The organism is Colwellia sp. F1 (assembly GCF_056238625.1).
In genome coordinates this window covers 1-3291 of sequence record NZ_JBWDLI010000051.1, presented here as the reverse complement: position 1 = coordinate 3291, position 3291 = coordinate 1, and the positions used below count along the sequence as shown (strand labels likewise).

Here is a 3291-nt window from a genome sequence, read left to right as displayed (position 1 = left end):
GCAGTCGAAGCGCGTATAGCTAACGTCGTCGGCAGGCCCATTGAGAGCAGAAATGTCGCAAGCCCAAAAGGCGTCACCACGTTTTGGAGTTACCTGGCGAATTCTGTTTAAGTAGCCAAGGCCATTGATATGAAGATCAAAAAAGCTCTTAGTCTCGTTTTGAACGGTAGTAGCCATGGTGTTTCTCCTTACAGGATTGGAATACGAATCCATGGGAAACACCTGTCCCACATGGGAGGTATTATCCCATGGGGGTAGATAGGCCACTGGCCAGCTGTAAAATGCCTCAAACCGCTTGCGGCACTCCCTTACATGAGGCAGGGGGAGCTTTAGGAGGGCGTCTCAATCGGTGCCGGGTGAGACCAACCGGGCTGTCGTCAACAGCACAAGCAACTTTTATGCTAACGAGAAAATATGATGTGTCAAGGGCCACCTGCAGCCCTCATTACCTCATTGACTCTCAAAATCTTTATGGCGCTCTTCCAGTTGTACTCCAGTACATGAATACTCATTTCAGTGCTAACATATCTAAACCGCTTTGTCGCAAAGTGCGTAGTTCCCATCCACGCCTTAAGCGTGCCGAACGGATTCTTCACTGTTTGTCGCCTTAGGCACATCATCTCTGGATTCCAATCAAGACGTGACTGTGCAGATTCAAACACATCTTCATGCTCCCAACGTCTGATCCGTCCTTGCTTGCCAGTCGTGCATTTTTCTTTCATACCGCAGCTTGCATATTCCGAACTTCAGTAAGTATTCAGCTTCATTTCCTTTTCTATCGTTTCATATCGCCATATCAGCCTCTGACCAGCGGAGCGAGAATACTCATTAGTTTCAGGCCAATACCGGAATACTCCTCTTGGTAAAAAGCCCTTTGCCTGGATTGGATATGTCATCGACTTGGGCTGGTAGGTCGTTATCTCTTCTTTATAGCAGGCGAGAATTGAAGTAGCCTCTGTCAGCTACGTCCTTCAGCTCCTTGATGCCAGTGGCTTTCCGGGCTAGTTTCGCCATATTGAAAAGCTGTCCCCGGTTATGCCCGATACTGTTTACCTCACAAGCCACATTAAAATGATGCAGGCTATCGCCCACTGTCTAAACGTTGTAGTCTACTGTCCCAGAGTCCTTAACACTGGAGAACATCGACCTAGCTTCAGGACCCGTCAAAGATACTTGCTGATCCAGAGATTACAGCCGCTGTTCCTCAAAGGATTGTAATCGCGCCGTTTCATCCCTGAGCTTTATAATTTTCTCCGTTAGGTGTTTCGTCTTGGCTAATTTAGGGGAAAGATCAGCAGCGTTCAGCAACCTGCTAATCAGTGAGAAATACCGGTTGGAATCGCGTTATTGCACTCTTTTTCCGCTCAATGAGCGGAAAAAGAGTAACGAACACATAAAGAATAGAAGAATAAAACCCTAATATTTGGTTTTTTGTCGGTTCAAGCGGACGCTGACAAATATCGATAATTATTCTGATCTTCCTGAGATAGCAGGTGGGTTAGCCGAGCTAACTTCCATTCCCAACATACCCGCCGTCGCAAACTCCACAATTTCGTCGAGTTCGATGTCGATATAGTTATGCATACGTGATTGAGGAACAAGCTCATCCATGCGGTTAGTATCCGAAAAAGAGTAGAGATATGCCCCAATGATGAATGACATACGCTTCATCACGACAATTTCGTCCAACTCAGGCTGGGCTTGCCGAAACGCCCTGGCATAAGCGCGAGTCGATTCATCATACACCTTACGGCGCAGTTCAAATGACAGCGCTTCTGGTTCCATATGTAAACGTGAATGTAGCCGCAAGAATGCCCGCCCTTGCTTGGTATGACGAAGCTGAATTGAGGGAGCCAAAAAGGCTCTCACCAACTCATCTACGCTTGCCTGCCTGCCTGATGCTATCAAGGAGTTAAGTGCTTCCATACGTGCTTTGGCAACTTCGCAGCCTTTGCGCATAAATACTTCACAGAAAAGATTTTCTTTTGAATTAAAATAGTAAGTAATCAATGCTGTTGTTGCATCGACAGCCTGTGCAACATTGCGCAGAGAAGCCCCGGCATAACCTTGCTCGGCAAACAACACCTCAGCGGCATCAAGAATGCGCTCACGAACATCACTCTGCCCCACAGGCCTGCCAGGACGCTTTCTTTTACTAGTCACTTGATTAGCCATAATATGACCCAAAAAATTTAATTATTCAGTTCAATAATTATATGTTATTTAAGCCACTTCTAGCTAAGAAAACACTGAAAAGGGCACTTTTATCACCGATGATACAGCTATCGCCTACTGCATAGGATCTAGTACTGCCATGAATCAAATCTATCCTGTTCGAAGCCGAGTACTAAAACAAGAAGAGAGAAAACCGTGCGATCCCTTTCTGGAGCGAATGGAAAAGCTGATTCCCTGGTCAAGGATGGCGAAGAAGGTAGCCCCCTCTGTCTACGATGCTTAGCGTCCACTGACTACAACCTGAGCGACCCGACCAAGAAAGATGCTCTCTACGAGATCAAGTCCATGCACCACTTCGACGATTTGAAGCTGGATCGATTGCCGGACGAAACCATAACTCTCAAGCTTCGCCTTATTCTGGAACGCCACCGCCTTGGCAAGCTACTGTTCCAGAAAGTGAACAATCATCTAAAGGAAAATGGTCTGATTTTGCGTGAAGGAAGCATTGTCGATGCCACAATCATCACTGCGCCGAGTTCTACCCAAAACACAGAAGGCGAGCGCGATCCGTGTATGCACCAGACAAAAAAAGGGATGCTTGGCACTTTGGCATAAAAATGTACATAGGCGTGGACGATAAGCTTGGAATGATCCACAGCATCAAGACCACGGCTACCAATACCCATGACATTGGGCCTGCCGATCAGTTGCTTCACAGAAAAGAGCAACGCGTTTTCGGTGATGCCGGTTACCTAGTCATTAAAAAACGAACTGAGCACAAATATTGTAGCGACGTCTTGTGATATATAGCCCAAAGGCTTGGCACCAGTAAGAAGCTGGATACCAGGCGATAGAAAGTCGAAAAATCAAAGCCAGTATCCGTGCCAAAGTGGAGCACTCCTTTCGGTACATCAAACACGTTTTTGGTTATGGGAAGGTTCGTTATCGTGGGCTTGCTTGCTAAAAACACTTAGCGTCTGCACGTGCTGGCGACATACAGCAACCTGCTAATCAGTGAGAAATACCGGTAGGCACAAAGTTATTGCACTTGCTTCCCGACCAATGAGCGGGAAGCAGGCAAAAATTGCACAAAGCACTGAAGAAGAGTGTCTGGAT

At 46.7% G+C, this 3291-nt stretch carries 5 protein-coding genes; 3 read left to right on the top strand and 2 right to left on the bottom strand.

What is annotated here, in order from left to right; translation table 11 throughout:
• A partial coding sequence (locus AC0UA9_RS16955; protein ID WP_475661868.1) for a DUF3577 domain-containing protein occupies window positions 1–177 on the bottom strand: 177 nt, incomplete at its 3' end.
• Between the two features lie 1290 nt (window positions 178–1467).
• Window positions 1468–2175, bottom strand: coding sequence for a TetR/AcrR family transcriptional regulator (locus tag AC0UA9_RS16950; protein ID WP_475661863.1), 708 nt, complete (start codon window positions 2173–2175; stop codon window positions 1468–1470).
• A 195-nt stretch (window positions 2176–2370) separates the two neighbouring features.
• Between AC0UA9_RS16950 and AC0UA9_RS16945 the strand changes: the two genes are divergently transcribed.
• The 3 genes from AC0UA9_RS16945 to AC0UA9_RS16935 are packed head-to-tail and all read left to right on the top strand — an operon-like array spanning window position 2371 to window position 3139.
• Window positions 2371–2790: a hypothetical protein gene (locus tag AC0UA9_RS16945; protein WP_475661860.1), complete on the top strand. Its 420-nt coding sequence runs from the start codon at window positions 2371–2373 to the stop codon at window positions 2788–2790.
• A 2-nt stretch (window positions 2791–2792) separates the two neighbouring features.
• A complete protein-coding gene (locus AC0UA9_RS16940) occupies window positions 2793–2978 on the top strand; it encodes a transposase (protein WP_475661856.1) in 186 nt (61 codons plus the stop codon).
• 47 nt (window positions 2979–3025) lie between these two features.
• Window positions 3026–3139: a transposase gene (locus AC0UA9_RS16935; RefSeq protein WP_475661867.1), complete on the top strand. Its 114-nt coding sequence runs from the start codon at window positions 3026–3028 to the stop codon at window positions 3137–3139.
• Window positions 3140–3291 lie beyond the last annotated feature (152 nt).